This window comes from Nocardioides gilvus (genome assembly GCF_003194605.1).
Classification (GTDB): Bacteria; Actinomycetota; Actinomycetes; order Propionibacteriales; family Nocardioidaceae; genus Nocardioides; species Nocardioides gilvus.
The window spans coordinates 224489-249258 of sequence record NZ_QHKY01000002.1; the positions used below are offsets into that span (position 1 = coordinate 224489).

Annotated in this window: 26 protein-coding genes; 8 read left to right on the top strand and 18 right to left on the bottom strand. The window is 66.2% G+C overall.

Annotation, left to right across the window (positions count from 1 at the left end):
* Positions 1–8: 8 nt before the first annotated feature.
* The 7 genes from DNK52_RS06405 to DNK52_RS06435 all read right to left on the bottom strand — a co-directional run bounded on the left by DNK52_RS06405 (position 9) and on the right by DNK52_RS06435 (position 7004).
* Positions 9–431, bottom strand: a complete 423-nt coding sequence (locus DNK52_RS06405; protein WP_110240163.1) for a single-stranded DNA-binding protein — start codon at positions 429–431, stop codon at positions 9–11.
* 197 nt (positions 432–628) lie between these two features.
* Positions 629–1528, bottom strand: coding sequence for an amidase domain-containing protein (locus tag DNK52_RS06410; RefSeq protein ID WP_162598651.1), 900 nt, complete (start codon positions 1526–1528; stop codon positions 629–631).
* 320 nt (positions 1529–1848) lie between these two features.
* A complete protein-coding gene (locus tag DNK52_RS06415) occupies positions 1849–3519 on the bottom strand; it encodes a TraM recognition domain-containing protein (protein WP_239455424.1) in 1671 nt (556 codons plus the stop codon).
* A 41-nt stretch (positions 3520–3560) separates the two neighbouring features.
* Positions 3561–4028 (bottom strand): hypothetical protein, encoded by a 468-nt coding sequence (locus tag DNK52_RS06420; RefSeq protein ID WP_110240166.1) that lies wholly within the window; start codon positions 4026–4028, stop codon positions 3561–3563.
* On the bottom strand, positions 4025–5104 hold the full coding sequence (locus DNK52_RS06425) for an ArdC family protein (protein WP_110240167.1): 1080 nt from the start codon (positions 5102–5104) through the stop codon (positions 4025–4027). The genes DNK52_RS06420 and DNK52_RS06425 overlap by 4 nt, the downstream gene beginning before the upstream one ends.
* On the bottom strand, positions 5101–6600 hold the full coding sequence (locus DNK52_RS06430; protein WP_110240168.1) for a VirB4 family type IV secretion system protein: 1500 nt from the start codon (positions 6598–6600) through the stop codon (positions 5101–5103). Before DNK52_RS06430 ends, DNK52_RS06425 begins: the two co-directional genes overlap by 4 nt.
* Positions 6597–7004 carry a hypothetical protein gene (locus DNK52_RS06435; RefSeq protein WP_110240169.1) on the bottom strand — a complete coding sequence of 136 codons (408 nt, stop codon included), beginning with the start codon at positions 7002–7004 and terminating at the stop codon, positions 6597–6599. The genes DNK52_RS06430 and DNK52_RS06435 overlap by 4 nt, the downstream gene beginning before the upstream one ends.
* A 555-nt stretch (positions 7005–7559) precedes the next feature.
* Here DNK52_RS06435 and DNK52_RS16005 point away from each other — a divergent pair.
* From DNK52_RS16005 to DNK52_RS06445, 3 genes are all read left to right on the top strand, one after another.
* Positions 7560–7907 (top strand): hypothetical protein, encoded by a 348-nt coding sequence (locus DNK52_RS16005; protein ID WP_162598652.1) that lies wholly within the window; start codon positions 7560–7562, stop codon positions 7905–7907.
* Positions 7908–8356: 449 nt separating this feature from the next.
* Positions 8357–9546 (top strand): IS3 family transposase gene (locus DNK52_RS06440; protein ID WP_110240170.1). Its coding sequence is split into 2 segments (ribosomal slippage): positions 8357–8641 and positions 8644–9546, totalling 1188 coding nucleotides; the frame shifts between segments, so codons are not numbered across the junction.
* Between the two features lie 220 nt (positions 9547–9766).
* Positions 9767–10168: a DUF4209 domain-containing protein gene (locus tag DNK52_RS06445; RefSeq protein WP_162598653.1), complete on the top strand. Its 402-nt coding sequence runs from the start codon at positions 9767–9769 to the stop codon at positions 10166–10168.
* A 40-nt stretch (positions 10169–10208) separates the two neighbouring features.
* Here the strand turns inward: DNK52_RS06445 and DNK52_RS06450 are convergent, their stop codons facing one another.
* From DNK52_RS06450 to DNK52_RS06460, 3 genes are all read right to left on the bottom strand, one after another.
* Positions 10209–10562 (bottom strand): hypothetical protein, encoded by a 354-nt coding sequence (locus DNK52_RS06450; protein WP_162598654.1) that lies wholly within the window; start codon positions 10560–10562, stop codon positions 10209–10211.
* A complete protein-coding gene (locus tag DNK52_RS06455; RefSeq protein ID WP_162598655.1) occupies positions 10546–11445 on the bottom strand; it encodes a lecithin retinol acyltransferase family protein in 900 nt (299 codons plus the stop codon). Before DNK52_RS06455 ends, DNK52_RS06450 begins: the two co-directional genes overlap by 17 nt.
* A gap of 259 nt (positions 11446–11704) precedes the next feature.
* Positions 11705–12772 (bottom strand): hypothetical protein, encoded by a 1068-nt coding sequence (locus DNK52_RS06460; RefSeq protein WP_110240174.1) that lies wholly within the window; start codon positions 12770–12772, stop codon positions 11705–11707.
* A 281-nt stretch (positions 12773–13053) separates the two neighbouring features.
* Between DNK52_RS06460 and DNK52_RS06465 the strand changes: the two genes are divergently transcribed.
* Entirely contained in the window at positions 13054–13446 is a 393-nt protein-coding gene (locus DNK52_RS06465) for a hypothetical protein (protein WP_110240175.1), read from the top strand.
* 205 nt (positions 13447–13651) lie between these two features.
* Here DNK52_RS06465 and DNK52_RS06470 read toward each other — a convergent pair whose 3' ends face one another.
* Entirely contained in the window at positions 13652–14104 is a 453-nt protein-coding gene (locus DNK52_RS06470; protein WP_162598656.1) for an Imm8 family immunity protein, read from the bottom strand.
* A gap of 157 nt (positions 14105–14261) precedes the next feature.
* Between DNK52_RS06470 and DNK52_RS06475 the strand changes: the two genes are divergently transcribed.
* Together DNK52_RS06475 and DNK52_RS06480 are read left to right on the top strand one after the other, a co-directional pair.
* Entirely contained in the window at positions 14262–14855 is a 594-nt protein-coding gene (locus tag DNK52_RS06475) for a hypothetical protein (RefSeq protein WP_110240177.1), read from the top strand.
* Positions 14856–14927: 72 nt separating this feature from the next.
* Complete coding sequence (locus DNK52_RS06480) at positions 14928–15818, top strand: arginase family protein (RefSeq protein WP_275426145.1); 891 nt, start codon at positions 14928–14930, stop codon at positions 15816–15818.
* Positions 15819–15859: 41 nt separating this feature from the next.
* Here DNK52_RS06480 and DNK52_RS06485 read toward each other — a convergent pair whose 3' ends face one another.
* Complete coding sequence (locus DNK52_RS06485; RefSeq protein ID WP_110240179.1) at positions 15860–16657, bottom strand: hypothetical protein; 798 nt, start codon at positions 16655–16657, stop codon at positions 15860–15862.
* 75 nt (positions 16658–16732) lie between these two features.
* Positions 16733–17680, bottom strand: coding sequence for a class II glutamine amidotransferase (locus DNK52_RS06490; protein ID WP_110240180.1), 948 nt, complete (start codon positions 17678–17680; stop codon positions 16733–16735).
* Between the two features lie 165 nt (positions 17681–17845).
* Here DNK52_RS06490 and trhA point away from each other — a divergent pair, with 165 nt between their 5' ends.
* Positions 17846–18559 (top strand): PAQR family membrane homeostasis protein TrhA, encoded by a 714-nt coding sequence (gene trhA, locus DNK52_RS06495; RefSeq protein WP_239455425.1) that lies wholly within the window; start codon positions 17846–17848, stop codon positions 18557–18559.
* Between the two features lie 7 nt (positions 18560–18566).
* On the opposite strand, the gene DNK52_RS06500 is transcribed toward trhA, so the two are convergent.
* The 4 genes from DNK52_RS06500 to dnaK are packed head-to-tail and all read right to left on the bottom strand — an operon-like array spanning position 18567 to position 22672.
* The gene (locus DNK52_RS06500) at positions 18567–18992 is read right to left on the bottom strand and encodes a heat shock protein transcriptional repressor HspR (protein WP_110240181.1); all 426 of its coding nucleotides are present in this window, start codon (positions 18990–18992) and stop codon (positions 18567–18569) included.
* The gene (dnaJ, locus tag DNK52_RS06505; protein WP_110240182.1) at positions 18992–20158 is read right to left on the bottom strand and encodes a molecular chaperone DnaJ; all 1167 of its coding nucleotides are present in this window, start codon (positions 20156–20158) and stop codon (positions 18992–18994) included. Before dnaJ ends, DNK52_RS06500 begins: the two co-directional genes overlap by 1 nt.
* Before the next feature lie 58 nt (positions 20159–20216).
* Positions 20217–20825: a nucleotide exchange factor GrpE gene (gene grpE / locus DNK52_RS06510; RefSeq protein ID WP_239455426.1), complete on the bottom strand. Its 609-nt coding sequence runs from the start codon at positions 20823–20825 to the stop codon at positions 20217–20219.
* Positions 20822–22672, bottom strand: coding sequence for a molecular chaperone DnaK (dnaK, locus tag DNK52_RS06515; RefSeq protein ID WP_110240183.1), 1851 nt, complete (start codon positions 22670–22672; stop codon positions 20822–20824). The genes grpE and dnaK overlap by 4 nt, the downstream gene beginning before the upstream one ends.
* 246 nt (positions 22673–22918) lie before the next feature.
* On the opposite strand from dnaK, the gene DNK52_RS06520 reads away from it, so the two are divergent.
* The gene (locus DNK52_RS06520; RefSeq protein WP_110240184.1) at positions 22919–24142 is read left to right on the top strand and encodes an MFS transporter; all 1224 of its coding nucleotides are present in this window, start codon (positions 22919–22921) and stop codon (positions 24140–24142) included.
* On the opposite strand, the gene DNK52_RS06525 is transcribed toward DNK52_RS06520, so the two are convergent.
* Positions 24129–24737 carry a hypothetical protein gene (locus DNK52_RS06525; protein WP_110240185.1) on the bottom strand — a complete coding sequence of 203 codons (609 nt, stop codon included), beginning with the start codon at positions 24735–24737 and terminating at the stop codon, positions 24129–24131. The genes DNK52_RS06520 and DNK52_RS06525 overlap by 14 nt on opposite strands.
* Between the last annotated feature and the right edge of the window lie 33 nt (positions 24738–24770).

The window sequence follows — 24770 nt, forward strand, 5'->3', positions numbered from 1 at the left end:
GCTCCTCGTCAGATTCCGACGGCCGGACTTGTCTGCTCTGGTGATGTACGCGGCGCAGGAGCGGTCGGCTCCAGTCGGCGACGCTGCACCTCATACGCCGTCTTGTTGACGTTGTGGCCGATCTTGCGCGCGACGAACTCCTCCTTGATCACGCTGCCATCGCGCCGCTCGACCTCGTACTCGTGGACGTAGCCGCTGGCGACAAACGAGTCACCCTTGCGGAACCGTGCGTAGGTCTCGCGGGCCGTGCTCTCGAAGGCGACCATGTCGTGGAAGGTCGGGTCGAGCTTGGTGAAGTTGCCGTCGACTTCCCGACGCCACTGCTCGACGCCCACACGGACGCGGAGGTACTCGGCGCCTGCAGCGGTGAAGTGAAGGTCCGGCTCGCTGGCGATGAAGCCGACCAGGCTCATTCGGGTGGGGATGGACATCGCGACTCCCTCGGTCGTGCACACCACGGACTGGAGTGTGCTCGATCGACAGGTGTGCGACACCTACCACCGGATCGCGGATGAAGCCAGCGAACCCCGGGCACTCGAGTATGCCCGGGGTCGTGAACGACCCCCAGATCTTGTGCCTCCGGCTACCGAAAGCTGCAAGGTCTGGGGGCCGCCTACACGCTTCGGTGCTAGTTGAAGCGGACCAATTGGGCGCTTACGTCAGGCTCTACTTCCTGAAGCCAAGCCTGGTTCTTCTCCGAGTAGGTCCAACCTCGGTAGTCGTAGGCCACGACATTGCCCTTGTACCAGTCGACGGTGCCCCATTCCGAGACCAGCGGGTAGTCACCTTCGTCGATATCCACGATGAGCGCGAGGTGGTCGATGACACCGTCGGACTCCCAGTCGTAGGCCACGACATCACCGGGCGTCGCCTCTGGGACCGCGTTCCCGGAGAAGTCCATGGGGATCAGGCTCGCGCCCTTGGTTGCGACTAGGTGCTCGACCAGATCCTCCGCGAGCCATGCTGTGGCGCTGCCCTGGCGCTGACCAAAACGACCGTTGACGTCGGTGCCGTTCCACTCGACATCCTGCGACATACCTCCGGCCCACAGAGCCTGGCTTACGAACCATGTACACCCGGCAACCCCGATGGGTTGTGGGTCGGTGACGTGGCTCAATGCCCAGGCGACCGCAGCGTGGCGATCAAAATCGTCGGATTCGCTCGAGTTTGATACCGGAACCTCGCACTCGGGGAGCCCGACCGGAACCCCGAAACTTCCTGTCTCCAACCACGCCTCGGAGAAGTACCCCGAGGACGGGTCGAGGATCCAGATGTCGCTGGTGTACCCGCCGGGGCTGGTTACATCATCGCCAGCAGCCCAACAGGCCGCGACAATGGTCGAACCTTGCGGCAGTGCAGTCCCCACTCGAGCGTCGTAGACCGGAATCGAACGAGGATAGGCGCCCGTGCCCGCGGTGAAAGCGAGGACGTACGTGTTGTCTGACGCGTGCGCCGAGGGGGCGGTGAGAGTCGTGGTCAGGAAGGCAATGATGGTAGCCACCAGACCTGCGGTCGAGAGTCGGATCATGATGAGGTCCAATCCCCGGCCTGTGCGCACCCCCGGATTGGGGTGCGTGTGGTCCCGGAATCCGAGAGTAGGGTTTGAGCAGGCCGTGCAGAATCCCCCGTCTCAGGAACGACGTGTCGTGCGCCGGGAGTCGCAGCGGAGACTCTCGAGAATCAAGCGCGGTCAGGGTGCTCGCACAATCGACACTCTTGGATAGGCCACATACCGGCCCCCACCGCACCGACGCTACAACCGACCATGCCTTCCCGGAATAGAGCGAAGTGCCCCGCGCTCCCGCAGCCGCCTCCTTGTCGCACAGGAGCTGGAGGACTGCGGTCCGTCTACCGGGCGCGCCACGAGCGTAGGCGAGCGACGATCGGCGGGGCGCTTCGCAGCAGCACGAGGCCGGTGCCGAAGGGGAGCATCCTGATCTGCTCCGGCGGCATGACGTGTCGCCGGCGGGTTGACCTTTGAACGGAACGCGCGCCGTTTTCGTTGATCGTGATCGTGTCGTTGGGGTCGTCGCGCTCGCCGATGAGGACGGAGAGTTCCTGCAGGTCCTTGGACGCGGAGGCGCCGCCCAAGATGACCTTGACGATGGATGCGTCCCAGATGGTGCTGGCCGCGTGCTCGCCCCACTTCGCGCGGGCCTGGGAGAGCGACTGGAGGACCGGCATGGTCGTGATCCCGTTGCCGCCGCCCTCTGCCATGAGGACCGGGAGCGACGGGAGGGGAGCGAGGTTGCCGATCTCGTCGAGCGCGAGCAAGAGGGGTGGGTCCAGGCGGGTGCCTGGTGATGCTGCTGCGAGGTGGCGTGCGGTTTCGGTGAGGTCTTCCAGGAAGGCAGCTACGAGAGGCCAAGCAGCTCCTGCTCCGGCTCCGGTGGCGAGCAGGTAGAGCGTCCCGTTGTTGGTGAGGAAGTGGGTGGGGTCGAACTCGTCGCCGGGGGAGGGGCTGACAGCGTCAAGCACCTTGGGGTCCGCGAGGGAAGCCATGGACTGGGAGACGGCCATCCAGATCGAGTCGCGGGTGCGCGGGTCGGAATGGATCATCCCGTGGAGTGAGTCGGCCCAACCGGGCGCGGCACCGCCGTGGCTGGCGAGGATCCCGACGGCGTCCATCGCTGCTGTCGCGGAGAGTGACCATTCGAAGAGCACGCGGGTGGGGAGTCGGTCGAGCGCGGCGGCGTGAAGAAGTGCCTGGATGACGGCACGGGCGCGTCCTTCCCAGAAGCCACCTGACTCGGTTCCCCCCGCCGAGAGGCCGGTCGAGGACGCGAGCCCGGTGGCGCGGATCATGGCCGTGAGCGGGTCTTCGCATCCGCGGATCGGTGACCAGCGCACGCCGACTCCACCAACGTCGGTGAGCCCGGCGGTGAGACGCTGCGGATCGAAGACTGCAACCGGTCCGACGTCGCGCCGCGCTCGGATCGTGGCCGCGAGGTTGTCGGGGCGCGTCGAGGTGGTGACGACGGCGCCTGGTGCGCCGAGGATCGCGTTCACCACCAGGTGAAGGCCTTTGCCAGAACGCGGTGGACCAATGACGAGGATCGAGTCTTCGACCGAAGCCCAGACACCTCGCCCGTGGCTCTTGCCGAGTAGGTAGCCGACGTCGCGCGCTGTGGGGCGAGTGAGCGATGGGCGCAGAGTGTGACCCCGACGGAGCAGGGCCTTCTCCGAAGCGGTGTCGTCGATGTCCCGTCTGGTCGCGGTGCCTTGGATACGGCTGGGGTCGTGGGCGCTGCGGTGCCGCCCTCTGGAGACGAGCACCCACACCGTCCACAGGAGTCCGATCAGCAGCGCGACCAGGGTGAGCATGCTGCACCAGTACGCGACAGCCGAGAGGCTGGAGGCGCCGAGCGCCAGCCCGGGCGTACGCGGCTGAACAAGAACGCGTAACCCGGCCGCCAGGCCTGCAGAGGGTTGCTCTGACCCGGTGGCGAAGGCGGCGATCAAACCGGCGGCGTGCAGGAGCAGCGCGAGAATGAAGACCCCACAGATGGCGATCAGCACGGCATTCGTGAGCCTATTGTCGACGGATTGACTCCGGGTGTTCATGCCGGCTGCTCGATCTCGGCTACGGCGGCGGACGTCATCCCGACCAGCAGCAGTTTGGGTCCGCCCCGGCGCAGGACAGCGGGCGGCAGGTTCAGGCTTGTCTGCCCGTCAGCATCGGCTGTCTGCGTGCACACGACGTACGCGATGACGACTTCCTCGCCCGGGTGAAACCCTTGGCCGTGGAGGCCCGGTTGGGACACCGGGATCGGTGCGTCGCACTTAGGACTGTTCTCTGTTGCAGGCGGGGGTGTGGCGATGTCGGCGTAGGTGGCGCCGTCGGCTTCACGGATCTCGACGCGAACGGCGGTCCCGAGGCCTGTCGTGATTGCGTCCAGCACCGACTGGAGGTCGCCGCGCCCGAAAACATGCTCGCTCTGGTGGGGGGTGCCGTCGACATCGACGGTGAGGCGCCCGTCAGGGTCGATGTCGACGTGGACGGCGCTGAGAACGACCGGGATCTTCATAGTCCGAGTCCCGTCGAGTCATTGCGTACGCCGGTGGCCACCGCAGGTCTCCTGGCTTGGTGGTTGAACGCCTCGCGGTCGAGGCCTGGTGGATTGCCGTCCCCGATCTTCTGCGTATCGAGTCTCTCGAGGATCCCCAGCGCAGCACTCCTGACGCGGTCGGCCGTCGACTGGACGACCTCGAGCGGGGTCTTGCCCGGGACACTCGATGCCCACGTGGAGACGTACGGGATCGTGTAGGTCGACGTGTCGAGGCCGTGCGCGGCGCCGACCATCAGGGCGATGGACTCAGCCTCAACTTCCGCGATGCCGCGATGCAGGGTCGCGTCCGCTGCCGGCTCGGTGGACATGGGGTCAGCGCGGGGGCTGTGGAGCAAAGCATGCCCAAGTTCGTGGCTGAGTGTCTTGACCTGGGCTGCGTCGTCCATGTCCACCCGGACCGACACCTCGCGGGTGAGGAAGTCGGTCAGCCCGTTGGCTCCGCCGATTGTGGCGGCTGACGAAACCAACCGGAGGTCAAACCCCAGCCCCGTGACCTGATCGGCGAGGCCGTCCCACAGCCCGCTCGGTGCCTCGCCCCGGAGCAGGTGGGGTCGGGGGAGCTCAGGCAACGGGTCACCTGCGGTCTGAGAAACATCCCAGACGTGAGTCGGTTTGAGGCCGATGAGCTTCGACTTCACAGCCTCGCCGAAGCCGGGCTTCTCACCGCGCGCGAGCCGATGCCACGACGCAGGATTCGACGGGGTCGCGGAGACGAACCTGGCGGTGACGGGCGCGAGGATGCCGTACCCGTGCTGGCCTTTCTCAACATGGCGGCCTAGGGAGAGCCACTGGTGGAACCCCGCGACGTACGTGGGAGTCGGCGCGGGTACGCGTCCCTCGGTGTACGCCGCGTAGTGCTGGGCGTAGATGAGGATCGTGTTGTTGAAACTGCGGGAACGGAACCGGGCCGCGAACTCCAGAGCACGCTTCCAGTCCTCGCCCGTGACGAGTGCTGCAACGGACCCGCTGAGTTGTTGGTGTAGTGCCTCCAGCTTGGCTTCCCGAGCCCCTCTCCCTCGAACTTCAGTGGTCATGACGCAGTGCCTCCTGTCATGCGGCCGGTGGTGTCGAAGAGTTCGAGCTCGTCGGGGTGCATCTGGTGCTGCACGACGAAGGATCGGTTCTTGATGCGCCAGAGTCCTTGGCCGGTACCGAGCGTGGGGATGAGGGACTGCTCGGTGCCCGTGAGACCCAGCGCGGCGGAGGTGGCCCCGAGCTGGTCGGACTCCTGCCGGTAGACGATGCGGGTCTCGGCGTTGGCGAGCAGCGACGAGGCAAGGGCACGCATCGCGGAGCCGGAGTCGCCGACGTTGTCGAGGTCGGAGAGCTTGTGAAAGATCAGCATGTTCGCGATCCCGTAGTGCCGCGCGAGGCGCCAGTGGGCGTCCATTCGGCGCAGGAGCGCGGGGTGCGACATCAGCCGCCAGGCTTCGTCGTACACGACCCAGCGCTGCCCGCCGGCCGGGTCCATGAGCGCGGACTCCATCCACGCTGAGGCACACGTCATGAGCACGGAGACGAGCGTGGAGTTGTCGGCGACTCGGGACAGGTCCAGCGAGATCATCGGCAGCGACGGGTCGAAGTCGACGGTGGAAGGGCCATCGAATAGTCCGGCGAGGTCGCCGGCTACCAGTCGTCGTAGGGCGTGGCCTACGAGCCGTCCGTCTTCAAGTAGTCGACCGTCGTGGTCATCGGTTGCGTCGGGTGCGAGAAGGCGGTCCACCACCATCGGGAGCACCGGTACGTCCGCTCCGCGGACCGTGCGGTCCAGGGCCACGTCGATCGCGGTGTGCTCGAGGGGAGTGAGGCGTCGGTCGAGGACGGTCTCGGCGAGCGCTCCGATCAGGTCGCGTCGTCGGCTGGTGACTTGGCTGGCCCACTGTGCGTTGTCGAGTCCGGCAGGACGGTGGCCCTCATCGAGTGGGTTGAGCCGGTTTGGCATGCTGTGGCCCAGCGCGATGGCCTTGCCGCCGATGGCCTCGGCGACGGCGGTGTGTTCGCCCTTGGGGTCGCCGGGCACGTAGACGCGTCGGCCGAACGGGATGGAGCGGGTGTAAAGGCTCTTGGCGAGGCTCGACTTGCCGGAGCCGACGATCCCGGCGAGTACGAGGTTCGGTGCGGTGATCAGGCCGCGGGCGTAGAGAACCCACGGGTCATAGACGAACGACGATCCCGAGTAGAGGTCCTGGCCGACGAAGACGCCCTCGCTACCGAGCCCTCCTTCGGCCAGGAACGGGTAGGCGCCAGCGAGGGTGGCGGAGGTGTCTTGATGCCGGGGGAGACGGAGCCGTCCGGGGGTACGCAGCGTCGCGGGACCAGGTTCGCCGGCGCGGGGAAGCAACACGGTCGCGCGCTTCTCGGCCGCCAGGTCGGCGGCCTTCTGACGTGCTGACGATCGCTGGACGTCGCGGTCGTCGTTGATCAGCGCCCGCGCGGAGGCGCTTCTGAGTTTCCGGTCGGCTCGTCTCTCGCGTCCGGGGGACACGAGGACTGCGGAGTGCAGGTTTGATTTCTCGAACCGTTTGGTCATAGCGACAGTCCGCGCCCGCGCTGCGTCCGAGGCGTTTCGATCGATAGATCAGCCTCGCGGAGGTCGTACGTGATGGTCGCCTCGAGCTCGTGAGCCTTGTCGAGGGCCTTCGCCCCTTGGGCGAGCATCTCGGCGGCCCGGTGCAACTCCCAGGCGACTTGGTACGAAGTTGCGCGCCCTGCGCGCGCGTCACCAGCCAACTGGACGTGCCCCCGCCCTGGCGCATCGTGGAACGCGGCAATCTGGTGCAGCGACTGCGCGAAGGAGACGAGACCGTTCGAGAGGTCGCCCAAGATTGCGTAGATCTGCGTGGGATCCTCGATGTGACGGGTGCCGTGGGCCAACTGCCGGAGTGCTTGCCGTGCCTTGTCAGCGCGGGCTTCGAGGCTGTCGGAGGTTGTCATGGGCTACTCCCTGATGAGGATTTCATCAGGGAGGTAGTCGCGGCGCCCCGGGGCGATTCAATCTTTGCGCTGCGTCCTGGGGCACGCCTGGTCCGAGCCACGCCCGGGAGAGGTGAGTGAGTCAGGTGGTACCTATAGCGGCTACTAGACGGTTTCCTCAGGACCGGGGTCCGGCCAGACTCGGTCAAGGTGATTGGCGGGGTGCGCTTCTTGCGGGTGCCCACCGGGCCCGGCTGTGGCACTTGTTCGGGCCGCGTCCAAGTCGACCACTGTGTGGAGGTGAGGCTCAAGAGGGGACGGTACTGCCCAGCTCGCAGCAGCAATGGCGGCCTCGCACCTACATGCAGTCGCGGCCTGAAGACGGACTCCATATACGGGTGTTTGTCGGGCTCTACCGCGGACGCACGGGCTGTTACCGGACCGGCAGAGTTGTAGCCGGGCCCCAGCCTCAACCCCGGGCCTTTGGCAAAAATCCCAAGAAGGGATGGACATCGAGTGAGACACGCGGATACGGTCACGCACGTAACAAATAGCTGCATATCAGGAGGTTCCACGATGGGTCTGTTCCGCAAGAAGGCATCAAATTCCGCGAAGCATGACCAAGCGTTCCAAAAAGCTCTCGATGATGCTGGTCAGTTGGATATTGCTGCCGATTTCCCCAGCGCGACCCCCGAACAATCCGAACTGATGGAACAGATGTGGATTGGTGTCGTTAGCAAGGTTGGCGGTGCGGGTTCGTTCGATCCACAGCAGGTTGCTGCCATGAGTACGCTAGGCGAGCGCCTAGTCGCCGATAGCCCTGCGCTTGGCGCCTTCATAGAACGGCTACGCGGAATAGCCGAGGCCGAGTCTTCCCGTCGACCAACAGACCCCTCCTGGCGGGCCCTCGTCAGGCACCTGTAAGTACGCGGTGGCTAGTGGCGGGAAGCGGTGACAGTAACGTTACCAAGTGAAGAGGTGCCGCGAACCAGTGCATCTCAATCCGACGGGTGCGCGCGCACTCCCCGACGTCACTGAGAATAGAGCCCATATGTGGCGCCCGTCCGACCAAAATTTGCGGTCGAACCAATGCTCAGGTCAGTAACAGCACTCCGGAGACCCGGCTTAGACCCGGGCCCAGCCAGACATTGCCATGCATGAGAGGGCATCCATATGTTCAAGGTTGACGCGAAGAAGACCTCTGAGGGGAACTACAACGTGGCTACTACCTGTTCCAAAGGCCACACCTCGTTCAAGAAGGCTGGTGACACCTCGAGCGCCTACAAGTGTCCGTACTGCGGGCACGGGACTGCTGCACGGATAGGTGACAACCGAGCGGCCTAACCAGATGGTTGGGCTGGAAGGATGTCCCCGTGACGAAGCCGTACCCCAAGGAGTTCCGCGACGACGTGGTCCGCGTCGCCAGGAACCGTGAGCCCGGTGTTGAGCTCTCCCAGATCGCCAAGGACTTCGGGATCCACTTCACCACCTTGTACACGTGGATGAAGAAGGCCGACATCGACGACGGTGACCGCCCCGGCACCACCGCCGTTCAGTCCGCTGAGCTGCGTGAAGCCAAGAAGCGGATCAAGACCCTCGAACAAGAGGTCGAGGTCCTCAGAAGGGCTGCGGCCTACTTCTCCCAGGCTCATCTGCCGGGAAAATGAGTTACCCGCTCGTCCGCGACCTTGCCGCTGATGGGATCCCCGTGACGGTGACGTGCCGGGTGCTCAAGATCGCCCGCCAGCCCTATTACCGCTGGCTCGCGAACCCGGTCACGACCGCGGAACTGGATGAGGCCTACCGCGCCAACGCCCTCTTCGATGCCCACCGCGACGACCCCGAGTTCGGCTACCGGTTCCTCGTTGACGAGGCCCGCGACGCCGGCGAGCCGATGACGCCACGAACGGCGTGGAAGATCTGCTCCAGCAACGGCTGGTGGTCAGTGTTCGGAAAGCGCAAGAGCGGCACCAAGAAGGCAGGGCCACCGGTCCACGACGACCTCTGCGCGATCACCGATGAGAAGGGCCGGACCCGGCACGAGTTCACCGCCGATGCTGCGAACCGGCTCTGGATCGGGGACATCACGGAGCACTGGACAAGTGAAGGGAAGCTCTACGTCTGCGCGTTCAAGGACGTCTACTCCAACCGGATCGTGGGCTACTCCATCGATTCGCGGATGAAGTCACGCCTGGCCGTCACAGCCCTGAACAACGCCGTCGCCCGGCGCGGTGACGTGGCCGGGTGCGTGGTCCACACCGACCGAGGCTCGCAATTCAGGAGCCGGAAATTCGTGCACGCTCTGAACCGTCACGACATGGTCGGATCCATGGGCAGAGTCGGGGCCTGCGGCGACAACGCCGCCATGGAATCGTTCTTCGCCCTGCTACAGAAGAACGTCCTGGACCGTCGCGCCTGGGCCACCCGTGAAGAGCTGCGGATCGCGATCGTGACCTGGATCGAACGGACCTACCACCGGCGCCGCAGACAGGACCGTCTCGGCCGGTTGACCCCGATCGAGTTCGAGACAATCATGACCACGCCAGCCACTCAGGCTGCGTGACTAATCACTGTCACCTGATCGTGCAGCAGTCCCGACCGGAATCGCGGTCACCGGCTTCATCATCCCCGCGCACGAGGTGGTGACTTTCGAGCACCGGTACGACCTAGGCTTCTTGCAGCGCGTCTGCGCAGATTCCCCCCTCGTACCGTCGGGACACGAGGACCTCTGGGCCCGCGGCCTCCGCCACGGCCTGAACGGCGACTTCGCCTCCGCTGCGGCCGTGCTGATCCCTCAGATGGAACAGCTGATCCGGGCCGTCCTCAAGCGCCAAGGGATCCACACGCTGTTCGTTGACACCTACGGCGTGGAGTCGGAGAAAAGCCTGCCCTCGCTGCTCGCCATGCCGGATACAGCGCGAATCCTCGGTGAGTCGCTTCAGTTCGAACTCCAAGCAATGCTGGTCGAGCAGAGTGGGCCCAACTTGCGACATAACACTGCCCATGGACTGTTGGACGACGCCCAAGCGTGGAGCGCATCGTCGGTCTACATCTGGTGGCTGTGTCTGAAATTGGTGGTCGTGCCACTCTGGAACATGACGCAGCCAGCCGAGGACGAGGTGTCTGACGAGGCGGACGCCGCAACGCCTCCTGGAAGCGGTTCGGACACCCCGACTGGGTCATAGCGCCGCGTGGCGGGGCCAGCCATGCACGTGGACCCGTCAATCAGGGGTCAGCCAACCCCATGCTGCGTCGATCCAGCAGGAGGGTGAACCGCTCGCGAGCCGCGAGGTAGTCGTCCAGCATTAGGTCGAATGTGCGGTCGACTTTGAATCCATCCTCGACCCACTGCTTCTTCTCCCGCAGCCCCCACAAGTGAGTCTCGCCGGTGCCGAGCTTCTTCATGCGAAACTCGTCCACGTCAGCCAGCCGTTCGGTATGGACGTCTCCTTCGCCCGAGACCTCGTCGTTGAAGGTGCTGACCTTGAAGTTGCCAGTCACCTCTGCCCCGTGCCTGTTGTAGACGTAGGCGAGAGCAAGGTCGTGAGCGATCTGATGCCGGTCAATCACTTTCGGCACCCTCGGTCGTGGCAGATGGCTCGATGCTCGAGTCGGTGCGATGGTCTGTCCGCCTCAGGTGCCGACTAAGCATGAAGACTCCGGCACCCAGGCCCGCGCCCACCACGGCAGGAGCAGCCACGACTGCGACAGTGCCCGCCGCCATCCCGCCTCCCACAAATCCGCCGATCGTAGCGAGACCGCTGGCAATACCAGCAGCACTCAAGCCGGTCGTTCCAGCTGCGCTGATGGCGGCAACCCCACCGAGCGTGCTGGCGCCGGCACCGACTAACGATGCGGCCCGCCCGTCGCGACGGGCCTTCCGCTCGTCCTGCGGCAATGTCTCATCATCACGCAAAGCAACTTGGGTGATCCCCACGCTTACAACGGCGGGCCCGAGTCCGATCATGGCCGGCCCAATCGCGGCCCCGCCACCCGCAAACCCTCCTGCGGTTGCCAGGCCCGACATGATTCCTGCGCCGCTCAGTCCACCCACCGCGCCCATCGCGCCGACGACGCCGGTCGTCGCTGCGACTGTGGTTCCCGCGACCGCGCCGTGTGCGGTGAGACTTCCCGCTCCGCGCACCTGCTTGCTCAGGCTACGTCCGGTGCAGCACCAGGTCGCGAAGTGCTCACAGTTGTTGACGACCAAGTGGTAGCCAGTCTCTCCGAGACGCGCCTCTGCACGTTCCATAGTCGTGTCCGCGTCATCCCGCGTTCCATACCGCCGGGTCTTGAGATCGCCCCCCTTGAGGAACTCGCCCATTGAGGATCGGGCGATCGAAGCGTTGATCTTGGCGGTCCCTGGTTCGCCGGTGAAGTGGATGACTGTGCCATCTCCAGCATCGATCCCATGGTGCGTATACGGACCACGGCTGACGTAAATGTGATCGGCCCTACCCACGGACGCCCCCAGTTGTTCGCATGGACAGCAAACATAGAGCGCGAACCGTCCTCATGTAGGAGATCGGGTAGCTCTACGCGTATGAGCCCTGCAGCGCAGGCAATTCCTTCGGACGGGGGGTGCGTCACTCCGCCGCGTACGGCCGGGCAGCACCTTAGGTCGTTGACCGACGTTGACGCTGCATCATTCAAGCCTAGGGCGCTCGATCATTGGCGTCCGGGTGAGCAAACGCGATGGATCAGCAAGCTTGAGGCCCGCCTCAGGCTGGCGCCGGGTTATCCGCCCATGCAGCGCGCTCACGGATGCGTAAAACATCCGCGACCACGAGGTAGGTCTGGACGACGCATGTATCGACCTCGTAGGTGGTCACATCTGCGTGCACACCTTTGCTCGCAAGCGCGTTGAGCGCGTCTAGGCGTGCGGAGACATCCATGAGCGCGGCCTGCACAACGGCACCGTTCTCGTGCTTGCCCACGGTCTCGGCGACGTAGTGGAGGATCCGGTTTACGAACATCATGTCGTTGAGCACCCGCGTCTTTCCGTCCGCGCCGGTCACGGGCTCTGAGGTCGCGGGGTAGAGCTCGTCGGCCAAGGTCTTGAGCACTCGACGGCAGGATGTGAGGGCATGCGCCCGGTCCTCATTGCCGCCGTCTTTCAACCGACGGTAGGCGGCCTGGAACTGTTCGAGAGCCGGCGGCGAGATCGTCGTGAGCTGCTTGTCGACGTAGGACCGCAGCCGGTCGAACGTCTCGGCCGAGGCTTCGCCGAACGAAAGCTCATATTCAGTCTCGCTCAGGAACTCCCAGAGACGGCTCTTGATGCGGGCAAGCACCGTGTCGAGCGAGATTCGTGTGGTGACAAGCTTGGTACGTGTCCGATCTCGATCGGAGATGAACCTACCGAGCTCCGGACCGCTCATTCCAGGCGGTGGCGGGACCAGCGTCGCGGCCTCCTGCTCGCGCAGCATTTGGACCAACTCCTCGATCTGCTGAACGCTGCGGAGATTGGCTTCTTGCTGGCCTGACTGCACTCGGCGCCGGCTTATGTAGTCGTTGTACTCCGCCGTCCACTTCGCGTTCGTTTCGTCACCGGGCAGGGCGTTGAGCAGACGAGCAACCAACGACCCGCGCGGCATATCTGTCGTGCTCTCGTTCAGGTTCGCGACGTCTGTCGACTCGAGTGTCAGCCACGAAAGTGCGATGGCGTCCCCGCGCAGAGTGGCGATCCGCTGACAGCGCCGGGTGAGCGCAGCCACCGCAGTTCCTGGCGCATCGAACTGGTCCATGGTGTCTTGAACGAGGATTGAGGCGCGGTCGACGATTGGCACCGCGCAAGGCTATCGGTCGTCTGGGTCACGGTGTGGCAATAGCGGAGTCGTCGGGTCACCGCAAGCCACGCATGCCTGGCCAGACAGACGGGACTGCTGCACCGTTGGGACAGCAGAACCTGCTGCACTTCGCCGCCTGTCGGCGTGTGACGCGGACGTACCTCTCTGCCGACATCCGGTCGCAGGGCGGCGACAGCGCGCGTCCGGCAATTCCTCAAGGTCGAGCGCCGGCAGCTAAGCGGGCTGGGCAACGTCCGCCAGCGTCCCGATACAGTCCAGGGGTGACCATCCACGTTCTCGTCAATCGCGACCCGGCCGCCCCCTTCAGCGACTCCTGGGAGCGCGTCGGCACGCTCGAGACCAGCGAGCCCAAGATCAACCAGCAGGCTGGCCGGAAGCTGCAGCAACTGTCGGCGGGTGGTGGGGTTCGCATCGAGTTCTACCTCTCCGGAGATGCCGACAACGGTTGGGTACACGACGAGCCCGCACACGCCCGGTTCGGCATCGCGTTCGACCTTTTCGGCGACGGCACGCGGGTCCTTGTCGCCGAACACGGCGGGCATGTCGCCCCGCTTACTAGCCGTCCTTCCGAGCCCCACCCTGGCCTCCTCAAACGGCCGGTGATGCTTGGCGTGAAGGTCAGCGGCAAGCTCCGCAGGGTGGCGGGCGAGTAGTTTGCCGGTCGCCGCCCGGCCGTCGCCTGCATCCGGCGCCACCGACGCGGTCAGCTCACGGACGGAATGCTGCCCTGCCAGCCGAGCAGCGTCTGGTCCTCGACGGTGAGCCCGAACTGGGTGAGCAGCAACTGCGTCACTTCCCCGCCAGCCGGGCGCACCTATCCCGGCACGGGCCTACGTTGCGGCGCCGCCCGGGTACCCGTTAGGTGCGGTAGTCGTCGTGCCAAAAGGAGTGCTTCCGCCGGGGTAGGCCTGCGCGCTCGTTCAGTTGGTCGTCGTGTCTGTAGTCGTACTCCCAGGGCAGGTGGCGGCCTATGCGGGCGGCAACCGTTTGCCAGTCTGGGCCCGGGCTCACTGCCGTAACCAGTCGTTCTACGGCGGCTTCAAACGCGGCCGGTGACCACGTCTTCATCAGCCATACACCGCGTACGGGCAGGACTTCGCCGCCCGGCAGGACATCTTCTGCGAATCCATGGCCCCATCGCTCGACCCCGAATCGGTCAGCGAACATGCTGGGGGAACACAAGATGACGTCAAACGAGTCGGCCAGGTCGCTGTCTGTCGAGCCGATCAAGACCTGCGCGGTAACCCCGAAGTGCCTTGCTCCGACCTCAGGCTCGGTGTTGTCCCACCAGTGATACAGGACTTGCTTCACGTCTGCGACGACTCCTGGCGAACCCATGGTCCAACTCTGTCAGAGGGCGCCCCCGCAAGTGAGTCACTTCCCCGCCTATGAGCGCGGACATGGTGGGACGGACCCTGAAACCTGCATCGCCAACACGCTGGTCGGCCGTTCGTGCAACGATCGCTCGGTGAGCAAGGCTGATCCGCGCATCGACGAGCTTGAAAGGGCGATGCGCGAACAGACCCTGGTCAACATCAGTCGGTCGCCGAGGAACGCCGACCGTGTAGACGGGTTCGTCGTCGCGATGGGCTCCAAGTGGGTCCTGATCGCGCAGACTCGAGACGGTGGCTACTTCGACGGCCTCACCGCAGTTCGACTCAGGGACGTCGTCAAGGTCGCCGATGACTCCACCTTCGCCGAGAGGTTTGCGCGCTCCCAACCTCAATGGCCACCAAGTGCGCCGGAAGACTTGGACCTCGGCAAGACGCGCCGCCTCATCGAGACCCTCAGCAAGGCATCTGAACTGATCGGGATTGAGCAGGAGAGGCGCCACAAATCGGCCATGCAATGGATCGGAGCCGTCGACGAAATCGAGTCCGGATGGCTCTGGCTGCGCGAAGTACGCTCCGACGCGACGTGGCACGACGAGGCCCTGGGCTACAAGCTCAGCCGAATCACCAAGGTCGTCGTCCTCAATGACTACCAGCTTGGCCTGACGGCAATTGCCGGCCAGGTCCCGGATGGTGACTGCACGGGGCTCCCTCGCGAGTGCTTCCCGTAGGCCTGCGTCTCTGAGACAGTGTGAATGCCGGATCAGCCGCGGGGGTGATCTCACATCAAGGACATCGAGCTCATCGGGGTGCCGTTCGACGGTTACGGACGCCCGGGCAATCAGGCTGCCGCTTCTGCGGCGCTGCGTGCGGTGGGGATCAGGCACGCGTTCGGTAGTCGAACTGTCCGAGACACGGGAGATCTGGCCCTGCCCGCCCCTCACCCACAGCGCGGGCGCGCAACGTCGCTCATCAACGAAGTTGCGCTCCTCGCCATGGTCGAGCGTCTGGGCGACGCCGTGGCACGGGCCGTGTCCAGCCACCGATTCCCGATCGTCTTCGGCGGCGACTGCACATCGCTCCTGGGCATCATCCCGGCGCTGCGCGGCCCCTTGGGGCCGGTCGGACTGCTCTTCGTCGACGGCCACGAGGACACCATGCCGTTGGACGTCTCCGAGGACGGCGAGGCAGCCAACACGGAAATCGGGTTGCTCCTCGGACTGACCGGGCACCTCCTCTCCGGTCCGCTGGCCGCTCGGCTGCCGGCGCTCGAACAGTCAGAGCTCGCCGTGCTCGGCCCCAGGGACGAAGCCTGGCGACGACAGTTCAACGTCGGTTCGCTACGAGACAGCGGCGTGTGGCTGCGCGACTGTCGAGAGACAGCGATGGACCCTGCCGGCTGCGCGCAAGAAGCCGTGACGCACATTCGGTTGGCCGCCGACCAGTGGTGGCTCCACGTGGATCTCGACGTACTCGACCCCACACACTTCTCCTCCCAAGGACTCCCCGGCGTCCCTGATCAACCGGGCGGGCTCACGTGGCCGGAGTTGACGCGCTCGCTCGCCACCGCGCTCGAGCAGACCGGCTGCCTCGGGTGGAGCATCGCCATCTACGACCCCGACCAGGACGCGACCGGCGCTGATGCCGAGCGCATAGTCGCGATGATCGGCGAAGTCATCGCCTCCCTCGACTGACAAGCCCGGCAGCTTGGCCAGGGCAGCACGCGAGATGAGGTTCAGGCCTGGGACCGGCGCCGCCGCCAGCGCCGGAAGCGAACGCTGACGGGGTCGATGAGGAAGGCCAACGGCACCAGGCAGACGATGAGGGCCGGCCAGAAGTGATCGGCCCAGGGAGAGTGCTGGCTCGCGACGTCCCCCTCCGCAGTCACCCAGATGTCCTGCGGGCTGTCCGTCGAGGCGCCGCAGCCGGTGTACGACCTCACGACCGAGGATCCGTCATCGATCCAGCTGTAGACCATGTCGATGCGTGGCGAGGTGTCCCAGGTCTCTGCGCCCTGACAGGTGCCGGCCTCGTGCCACGACTCGACGGTCGCCTCCACCTTCGTGGTCTTGAAGGCGAGGTGCTGCCACATCGTCCCGGGCTCGGGCGAGGGTTCGAACACGGTGAATCCGTAGGCGATGGCGCCGATGACGAGCGCCAGCGCGGCACCGGTCATCGCCGTGGAGAAGCGTTCACCCCAGGTGCTCCGTGGCGCGGCAGGGGGATCAGGCTCCACGCCGACCACCGGCACCCCGTCCACCTCGAGGATCTCGTGGCGGACGTCCTCCAGCTCCACCAGGTGGGCACTCAGGGAGCGGTCGCTCGGATGCCGCAGGGTGTCTCTGCCTCGCTCACCCCAACCCCGCTCCTTGAGGCGGCGCCAGCCCGTCTCGGTGACGAGGAGCTCGACTCGATCGGCAGTCGAGGAATGATCGCGGGAGAGTCCGTAGCCAATCCGGCCGACGGAGTACTCCCCCGAGGGCAGCTTGAGGCGCCGCACCTCGTCGCTGAGGCGCACCCAGTTCCACGTCACGATGGGTCATCCTGTCAGGTGCCGGAGCACCCCGATGGGTGGAGAACTCCTGGTGGGATGCCCCCTCGCTGCCGCTTACACCTTCAGGCGGTTGACGGTCCTGGTGATGGTCTCGCCGTCCCTCTCGAGGAACACGATCTCCCCGAATTCCAGTGTCGACCAGTCGTCGGTGCCCTCGGTCAGCGGCTCGGAGGCGAAGATGACGGACGTCGCCTCCTTGACGGAGCAGTCCTCGAAGCCGTACCTTCCCTGGTCCTGGAAGTCGCGACCCATCAGCAGATACATCGGCTCAAGGAGCATGCCGAGGGCGAAGTCATCCGTGCCCGGGGCTGCCTTGGTCAACTCTCTCCAGTCACCAGCCGGGTCGGTCTCGCCCTCGTGCCCCGTCCCGACGTTGACCCCGATGATCCGGTTCGGAGAGACCAGGGCCATCTTCAGCTTGGTCAGAGCCGGGAGATCGAGCTCCTTCATCGCCTCGACGATGAGCCTCATCATCTCCTCGAAGGCGCGCTTCACGTCCTCGTCGCTGTCGCTCTCGAGCAGGGACAGGAGAAGCACGTAGAGGAACTCCGTGTCCGTGTTGCCCATCATCTGCTCCAGGTACTGGTCCTTGCAGTGCTTCAGCAGCTCGCGCTGCAAGAGCTTCCAGTTAGGGAGATCACCGTTCTGCGCGACGATCCACGGGGTCCCCTTGAAGGAGAAGGGATGGCAGTTCTCGTCGGCCAGCACGGTCTTCGAGTTGTAGTCCGCCGCTCGCACGTGCGCGAGCATGGTGCTGACCTGAAGACTCGGCACGATCGTTTCGACGTTGTCGTCGTAGAAGGCAGCCATGGGACGGTGGTAGAGGAGGGGTTCGTCCGGCTTGAGCAGATGCTCGCTCCAGGCTCCGAACCCCCACCCGGCCAACTGCAGCTGAGGGTGGCGCTCAGGGTCGAGGGTCTGGTTGATGAGGCTGTTCTCCGGCTTGATCAACAGATCTTCCAACGGGATTTCCGGCCCGATGTAGGCGAGGACTCGGCACATAGACTTCCTTCGTTGATGGATCTCGGATCCGTGATCGCTGGACCTCCTGTTCCCCGGAGAGCGGCTGCGTAATCACGACGCGGCTCTGCTCGAGGTCACCAGGAGGGGCGCGCCACTGGGCGAGCACCGGTTCGTCCGGAGCTCTTCGGGGCCCATGATGGCCTCGTGAGCAAGTTCCTGGACCACGATGCGGCCCTGGTGGTGATGGCCGACAAGATGGCCGAGATCAAGCCGCGATTGCGGGGGTGGCTCCATGCAGGGTCGATCCCGCTCGTGCTGGTGGCTGGCGTCGTCCTGATCCTGCTGTCCCCCTCGTTCGACACGAAGATCGGATCAGGGGTCTTCATCGCGTCTGCACTGCTGCTCTTCGGCACCTCGGCGACCTACCACCTCGGCACGTGGCAGCCAGCCGTCTGGGCGCTGTTGCGCCGGCTCGACCACTCGAACATCTTCATCCTGATCGCCGGCACGTACACGGCGTTCGCGATGTTGCTGCTGGAGGGCAGCGCGCGCGTCTGGCTGCTCACCGGCATCTGGAGCGGCGCCCTCCTGGGAGTGCTCTTCCGCGTCTTCTGGACCGGCGCTCCGCGATGGCTCTACACGCCGATCTACATCGGTCTCGGTTGGTTCGCTGTCTTCTTCATCCCCGACTTCATCGACGGCGCCCAGCGAATGAGCACTCCTGCAGCGATCGCGACCTTGAGCCTGGTGGTGGCAGGCGGGCTGCTGTACACCGTCGGCGCCGTGGTCTACGGCCTCAAGAAGCCGAACCCGCACCCCGCGTGGTTCGGCTTCCACGAGGTGTTCCACACCTTCACGGTCCTGGCCTTCATCGCGCACTACGTGGGTGTGTCCCTGGCGACGTACGCCCTGCGCTGACCCGCGCTCAGCGGGCGTTGCGCCGCCACACCACGAGCGACGACTCGGTGGAGGTCGGTCGCAGCGCGGGCAGTCGGTTCGACGAGCCGACACGCACCGCGGCATGCGCCTGGCGCAGCGCCTCACGCGTCGCCGCGAGCTCGGCCATCAGCTCGGCGTTGATCTCGCGCAGGGCAATGTTCTGGGCATCGAGCTCGAGGATGCGGCGTACACCCTCGAGCCCGATGCCGCTGCCGGTCAGCTCGGAGATCTGCCGGAGCAGTTCAAGGTCCCGGTGCGAGTACCTGCGCCCGCCGCCGCCCGTGCGCCCGGGGGTGATCAGACCCATGCGCTCGTACGTGCGCAGGGTCTGCGGGTGCAGTCCGGTCAACTCCGCGGCGACCGAGATGACGTAGACCGCCGCATCGGGCGACGGGACACCGAACGTGCTCATCACTCCTCCTCGAACAACTTCGTGCGCAGCGGCCGACCCTGGGTGGCGACACGATAGGCCTCCAGGGCCTCGCGTGCAGCCGGATCCAACGTGGCCGGCACCTGGACCACGACGGTGGCCAGGAGGTCGCCCTTCGTGCCGTCGCGGCGGGTGACCCCCTTGCCGCGCACCCGGAACGTACGCCCGGTGGGGGTGCCCGGGGGCACCTTCAGCGTGACGGCCGGGCCGCTCAGCGTGGGGATGCGCACCTCGGCGCCCAGCGCCGCCTCGTCGAAGGAGATCGGGACGTCGATGGTGAGGTTGTCACCCGTACGTCCGAAGATCCGGTGCTTGGCCACCTTGACGGTGACGATCAGGTCACCGGCGGCACCGCCGTTCTCACCGGAGCCGCCCTTGCCCTTGACCCGGATCTTCTGGCCGTCCTTGACCCCGGCGGGAATGCGCGCCTGGATGGTGCGCGAGGACATGCCGCGACCCGATCCCCCACAGGTAGGGCAGGGCTCGTCGTACAGCAGCTGGCGTCCACCGCAGGCAGGGCAGCGCTCGTTCATCGAGAAGCCGCCGCCCACGGAGTTGATGACGGTGCCGGCACCCTCGCAGACCGAACAGACGTGCGGCTTGGTCCCCGGCTTGCCGCCGGAGCCCTTGCAGGTCCCGCAGGAAGCGTCCGAGGTCAGGCGCAGGGAGATCGTGACACCGTCGATCGCGTCGGTGAAGCTGATCGTGGCCGTCGACTCGACGTCCTGACCCTTCCGTGGCCGGTTGGCGCGCCGACTGCCGCCGAACATGTCACCGAAGACGTCGCCGAATCCACCGCCGCCTCCACCACCACGGCGCTCGCCGAAGAGGTCGTTGAGGTCGAACCCGCCGGCGTGGCCCGCGCCGAAGCCTCCGGCGGCGCCGCCTGAGGCGTACAACGAACGCATCTCGTCGTACTTCTTGCGCTTCTCGGGGTCACCGACCACGTCGTACGCCTCGGCGACCGCCTTGAACCGCTCGGACTTGGACTCGTCGCCCGGGTTGGAGTCGGGGTGGTTCTCCCGAGCGAGCTGGCGGTAGGCCTTCTTGATCTCCGCTGCGTCCGAGGTCTTCTTCACCCCCAGGACCGCGTAGAAGTCCTTGTCCGCCCAGTCGGCCCGGAAGCCCTCCGTGCTGTTGTTGCTCATTTGCTCACCCTCCCCTCACTCCGGATGGTCATTGCTGTCCTTCGTCGCTGTGCTGCAATCACTCGCCGGCGGCTGGATCGACGACGAGCACCTGCGCGGCGCGCACGATCCGCTCACCGACCCGGTAACCCGCGCGGGCGACGACCTTGACGGTGGTCACGGTGACCTCCGGGTCCTCACCCATGTGGGTCAGCGCCTCGTGCAGGTTGGGGTCGAACGCGTCGCCCACCTCGCCGTAACGAGCCAGCCCGGAGGCGTTGACCGCCCGCTCGAGCTTTTCGGCGACGGACTTGAAGCCGCCGTCGACGTCGCCGGCCTGACGGGCCAGGTCGATCGCGTCGAGCACCTCGATGATCGGCGACAGTGCCTTGATCGTCGCGTTCTGGGCGATCAACTCACGGTCCCGGTCGACGCGGCGCTTGTAGTTGAGGAACTCCGCCTGGAGACGCTGCAGGTCGCTGGTGCGCTCCGCGGCCTCGGCCATCGCGATGCTCAACGGGTCCACGCCCTCCGCGTCCTTGTGGCCGGGCCCCCCGGCCCCCTCGACCGCCGGGTTGGCGGTCGAAGGGGTCTCGGGGACCTCAACCTCGGGGATCTCGAACTCGGGCGGCAGGTCCACGTCGGACTGCTCGGCGCCGGGCTCGCGGGACTCCGGGGACTCGGTCACTTGTCGTCACCCTCGGCGGGCTCGTCCACGATCTCGGCGTCGACGACGTCGGCGTCCTCGCCACCCGTCGACTCGTCCGTGCCCCCGGCGGCGGCCTGCTCGGCCTCCGCGGCGGCGTACATCGCGGCGCCCATCTTCTGGCTGGACTCGTTGAGCTTGGTGGTGCCGGCCTCGATCTCCTCGGCCGCTGCCTCCTCGTTGGCGAGCGTCGCCTTCAGGGCCTCGACGTCGGCGGCAACCTCGGTCTTGACGTCCTCGGGCAGCTTTTCGGTGTTCTCCTCGAGGAACTTCTCGGTCGTGTAGACGAGCGAGTCGGCCTGGTTGCGGGCGTCCACCGCGGCGCGACGCTTGGCGTCCTCCTCGGCGTACTTCTCGGCCTCGGCGACCATGTTGGCGATGTCGTCCTTGCTCAGCGCCGAACCACCGGTGAGCGTCATCGACTGCTCCTTGCCGGAGGCCTGGTCCTTCGCGGTGACGTGCACGATGCCGTTGGCGTCGATGTCGAAGGTGACCTCGATCTTCGGCACGCCGCGCGGAGCCGGCGGGAGACCGGTCAGCTCGAAGTTGCCGAGGGACTGGTTCTGGGCCCACATCTGGCGCTCACCCTGGGCGACCTTGATCTCGACCGACGGCTGGTTGTCGTCAGCCGTGGTGAAGACCTCGGAACGCTTGGTCGGGATGGTGGTGTTGCGCTCGATCAGGGTCGTCATGACGCCGCCCTTGGTCTCGATGCCAAGGCTCAGCGGAGTGACGTCGAGGAGCAGGACGTCCTTGACCTCGCCCTTCAGCACACCGGCCTGCAGCGCAGCACCGACGGCGACGACCTCGTCGGGGTTGACGCCCTTGTTGGGCTCCTTGCCGCCGAGCAGCTCCTTCACGACCTCGGCCACGGCCGGCATGCGGGTCGAGCCACCGACGAGGACCACGTGGTCGATCGCGGAGATGGCGACGCCACCGTCCTTGAGGACCGCCTTGAAGGGGGTCTTGGTGCGCTCGAGCAGGTCGGCGGTGATCTTCTGGAACTCGGCGCGGGTCAGCTTCTCCTCGAAGTGGAGGGGGCCGGTCTCGCCGTGGGTGATGTAGGGCAGGTGGATCGTGGTCTCCGAGGAGCTGGAGAGCTCGATCTTCGCCTTCTCGGCGGCCTCGTCCAGGCGCTGCTTGGCGATCTTGTCGGCACCCAGGTCGACACCGTTGTTGTTCTTGAACTTCTCGATCATCCATTCGACGACGCGGTGGTCCCAGTCGTCACCACCGAGGTGGTTGTCACCGGAGGTCGCCTTGACCTCGACGACACCCTCACCGATCTCGAGCAGGGAGACGTCGAACGTGCCGCCACCGAGGTCGAAGACGAGGATGGTCTGGTCGTCGCCCTTGTCGAGGCCGTAGGCCAGAGCGGCCGCGGTGGGCTCGTTGACGATGCGCGAGACGTTGAGGCCCGCGATCTCGCCGGCCTCCTTGGTGGCCTGACGCTGGGCGTCGGAGAAGTAGGCGGGGACGGTGATGACCGCGTCGGTGACGGGCTCACCGAGGTAGGCCTCGGCGTCGCGCTTCAGCTTCTGCAGCACGAAGGCGCTGATCTGCTGGGGGTTGAAGTCCTTGTCGTCGATCTTCGTCTTCCAGTCGGTGCCCATGTGGCGCTTGACCGAGCGGATGGTGCGATCGACGTTGGTGACGGCCTGACGCTTGGCCACCTCGCCGACGAGGACTTCACCGGACTTGGCGAAGGCGACGACGGACGGGGTCGTACGGGCCCCCTCGGCGTTGGCGATGACGGTGGGCTCGCCGCCCTCGAGGACCGAGACGACGCTGTTGGTCGTACCGAGGTCGATTCCGACTGCACGTGCCATGGTGATTCCTCCGTGATTGTTGCGGTTGAGGCATACCCGGGGATCCCCCGGGAAGACTGTGTTGAGACCATTCTGCGTCGTGGGACGCGATGAGACAAATAAGTTGAGTGTGATTCGCTCAACTTCACTCATGGGGTTCAACGCAAGCCCCTGGAGACTTGTTCCCGGGTTGCCCACATTCTTTTCAGAGGTCCGCAGCGCGGTGGCGGAAGCGGTGCCGGCGGCCGCTCCGTGCACAATCGGGACATGACGAGCCAGCGTGAGTTCCGCTTCCGGGACATCGCGCTCGCGGCGTACGGCCCCACCGTGGTCAACTCGATCGGCCACGGCGCCATCGCTCCGCTGATCGCACTGCACGCCCGGGACCTCGGCGCCGACGTGCCCACCGCGGCCATGGTCGTCGCGCTCCTCGGGCTCGGCATGCTGCTCGGCTCGCTGCCGGCCGGCGCGCTGATCGCCCGGATCGGTGAGCGCCGCGCGCTGATGATCGTCGGTTTCGTGGACGCCGTCGCCATGCTCGCCGCGGCCTTCGCCCCCACCCTCCTGGTGCTGTCGTTCGCGATGGTCCTCAGCGGGTTGAGCTGGTCGGCCTTCCTCCTCGCGCGCCAGGGCTTCATGATCGACGCCGTGCCCCCGGTCTACCTGGCCCGCGCGATGGCCGGCCTCGGCGGCAGCCACCGGGTGGGGCTCTTCATCGGCCCGCTGCTCGGCGCCCTCTTCGTGCACCTCTTCGGCATCGGGGCCGCGTTCGTCCTGGGAGCCACGATGTCGGCGTCCAGCGCACTGATGGCACGCCTGATGCCCGACCTCGGACAGGACGGCCGCGAGGAGAGCCGCGCAGGCGGCCACCTGTCGGTCGTCAGCGTGCTCGCCGAGCACCGACGTACGTTGCTCACCCTCGGCTCGGTGGTGCTGCTGATCGGCGCCTGCCGGGCGTTCCGGACCAGTCTGATGCCCCTGTGGGCCGACCACATCGGGTTGGACGCCACCACCACGTCGCTGATCTTCGCCGTGGCGGCCCTGGCCGACATCGCCTTCGTCTACCCGGGCGGCTGGCTGATGGACACCTACGGGCGGATGGTGGTGGCACTCCCGGTGATGGTGGCCGGGGCGCTGGCCCTGCTGCTGCTGCCGCTGGCCACGTCAGCGCTGGCGATGGCGGCGGTGATGGTGCTGATGGGCATCGGCAACGGGCTGAGCTCGGGCATCAACATGACCCTGGGAGCCGACGTGGCACCGGTGCGAGGACGCGCGCAGTTCCTGGGTGGGTGGCGCCTGATGGGCGACCTGGGGGTGAGCGGCGGTCCGTTCCTGGTGAGCGCCGTCGCCGTTGCCCTGTCCCTCTCCGGCGTCGCGGTCGTCCTCGGCATCCTGATGGCGCTGGGCAGTGCCTGGGTCGGTTGGTGGACCCACGACGTCGACGTCCGCCGTAGGGCTGGGCTCGGAGCCCGGCCGGTCAGCCGATCTTGACCTTGACCGCGTTGGAGGCCCGTCCCGAGTCGGTGTCGAGCACGCGGAACCGGGTCTCGCCGCCCTGGCCGCTCACGACGTACGTGGAGAACGAGCCGCCGGAGACCGACATGGTGACGGGGAAGTTCTTCCAGCCGCCGCCCTCGAAGCGTTGCACCTGGAGAATCGCACCGTTGCCCTCGGGGTAGGTGCCGGAGAGGTCGATACGCTGCATCGCGGTCACCGACTCCTGCCCGGCGATCAGGGTGATGCCCTTCTTCGCCTTCTCCTTCTTCTTCTTCGCCTTGGCTTCTTCCTCGGCGTCCACCTCGTCGTCGCCCTCCTCGTCGCCGGAGGCGGGGGTCGGCTCGACGTCCAGGGTGATCTGCGGACCGCTGGGCGCGCTCGTGGCGACCGGATCGGGGAGGTAGAGGGTCTCCGAGGAGCCAGGGGCGTCCGCGGAGCTGCCGGCGTCGACGCCGCCGAGACCGAGGATCTTCGTGCCCATCAGCATCGTGATCCCGGCGAGCAGGCCCACGACCACCGCGACCCCGGTGAGGGCGATCAGGCCAGCGACGACGGGGCGTTCCCCGAGCGGGGTGGGACGATCAGCCACGACGAGGCTCCTCGGTCGACGACGACACGGACA

Coding starts and splice junctions, on each gene's coding strand:
- DNK52_RS06405 (WP_110240163.1), bottom strand. CDS start 431: ATGTCCATCCCCACCCGAATGAGCCTGGTCGGCTTCATCGCCAGCGAG.
- DNK52_RS06410 (WP_162598651.1), bottom strand. CDS start 1,528: ATGATCCGACTCTCGACCGCAGGTCTGGTGGCTACCATCATTGCCTTC.
- DNK52_RS06420 (WP_110240166.1), bottom strand. CDS start 4,028: ATGAAGATCCCGGTCGTTCTCAGCGCCGTCCACGTCGACATCGACCCT.
- DNK52_RS06425 (WP_110240167.1), bottom strand. CDS start 5,104: ATGACCACTGAAGTTCGAGGGAGAGGGGCTCGGGAAGCCAAGCTGGAG.
- DNK52_RS06430 (WP_110240168.1), bottom strand. CDS start 6,600: ATGACCAAACGGTTCGAGAAATCAAACCTGCACTCCGCAGTCCTCGTG.
- DNK52_RS06435 (WP_110240169.1), bottom strand. CDS start 7,004: ATGACAACCTCCGACAGCCTCGAAGCCCGCGCTGACAAGGCACGGCAA.
- DNK52_RS16005 (WP_162598652.1), top strand. CDS start 7,560: ATGGGTCTGTTCCGCAAGAAGGCATCAAATTCCGCGAAGCATGACCAA.
- DNK52_RS06490 (WP_110240180.1), bottom strand. CDS start 17,680: ATGTGCCGAGTCCTCGCCTACATCGGGCCGGAAATCCCGTTGGAAGAT.
- DNK52_RS06500 (WP_110240181.1), bottom strand. CDS start 18,992: ATGAGCACGTTCGGTGTCCCGTCGCCCGATGCGGCGGTCTACGTCATC.
- dnaJ (WP_110240182.1), bottom strand. CDS start 20,158: ATGAGCAACAACAGCACGGAGGGCTTCCGGGCCGACTGGGCGGACAAG.
- dnaK (WP_110240183.1), bottom strand. CDS start 22,672: ATGGCACGTGCAGTCGGAATCGACCTCGGTACGACCAACAGCGTCGTC.
- DNK52_RS06520 (WP_110240184.1), top strand. CDS start 22,919: ATGACGAGCCAGCGTGAGTTCCGCTTCCGGGACATCGCGCTCGCGGCG.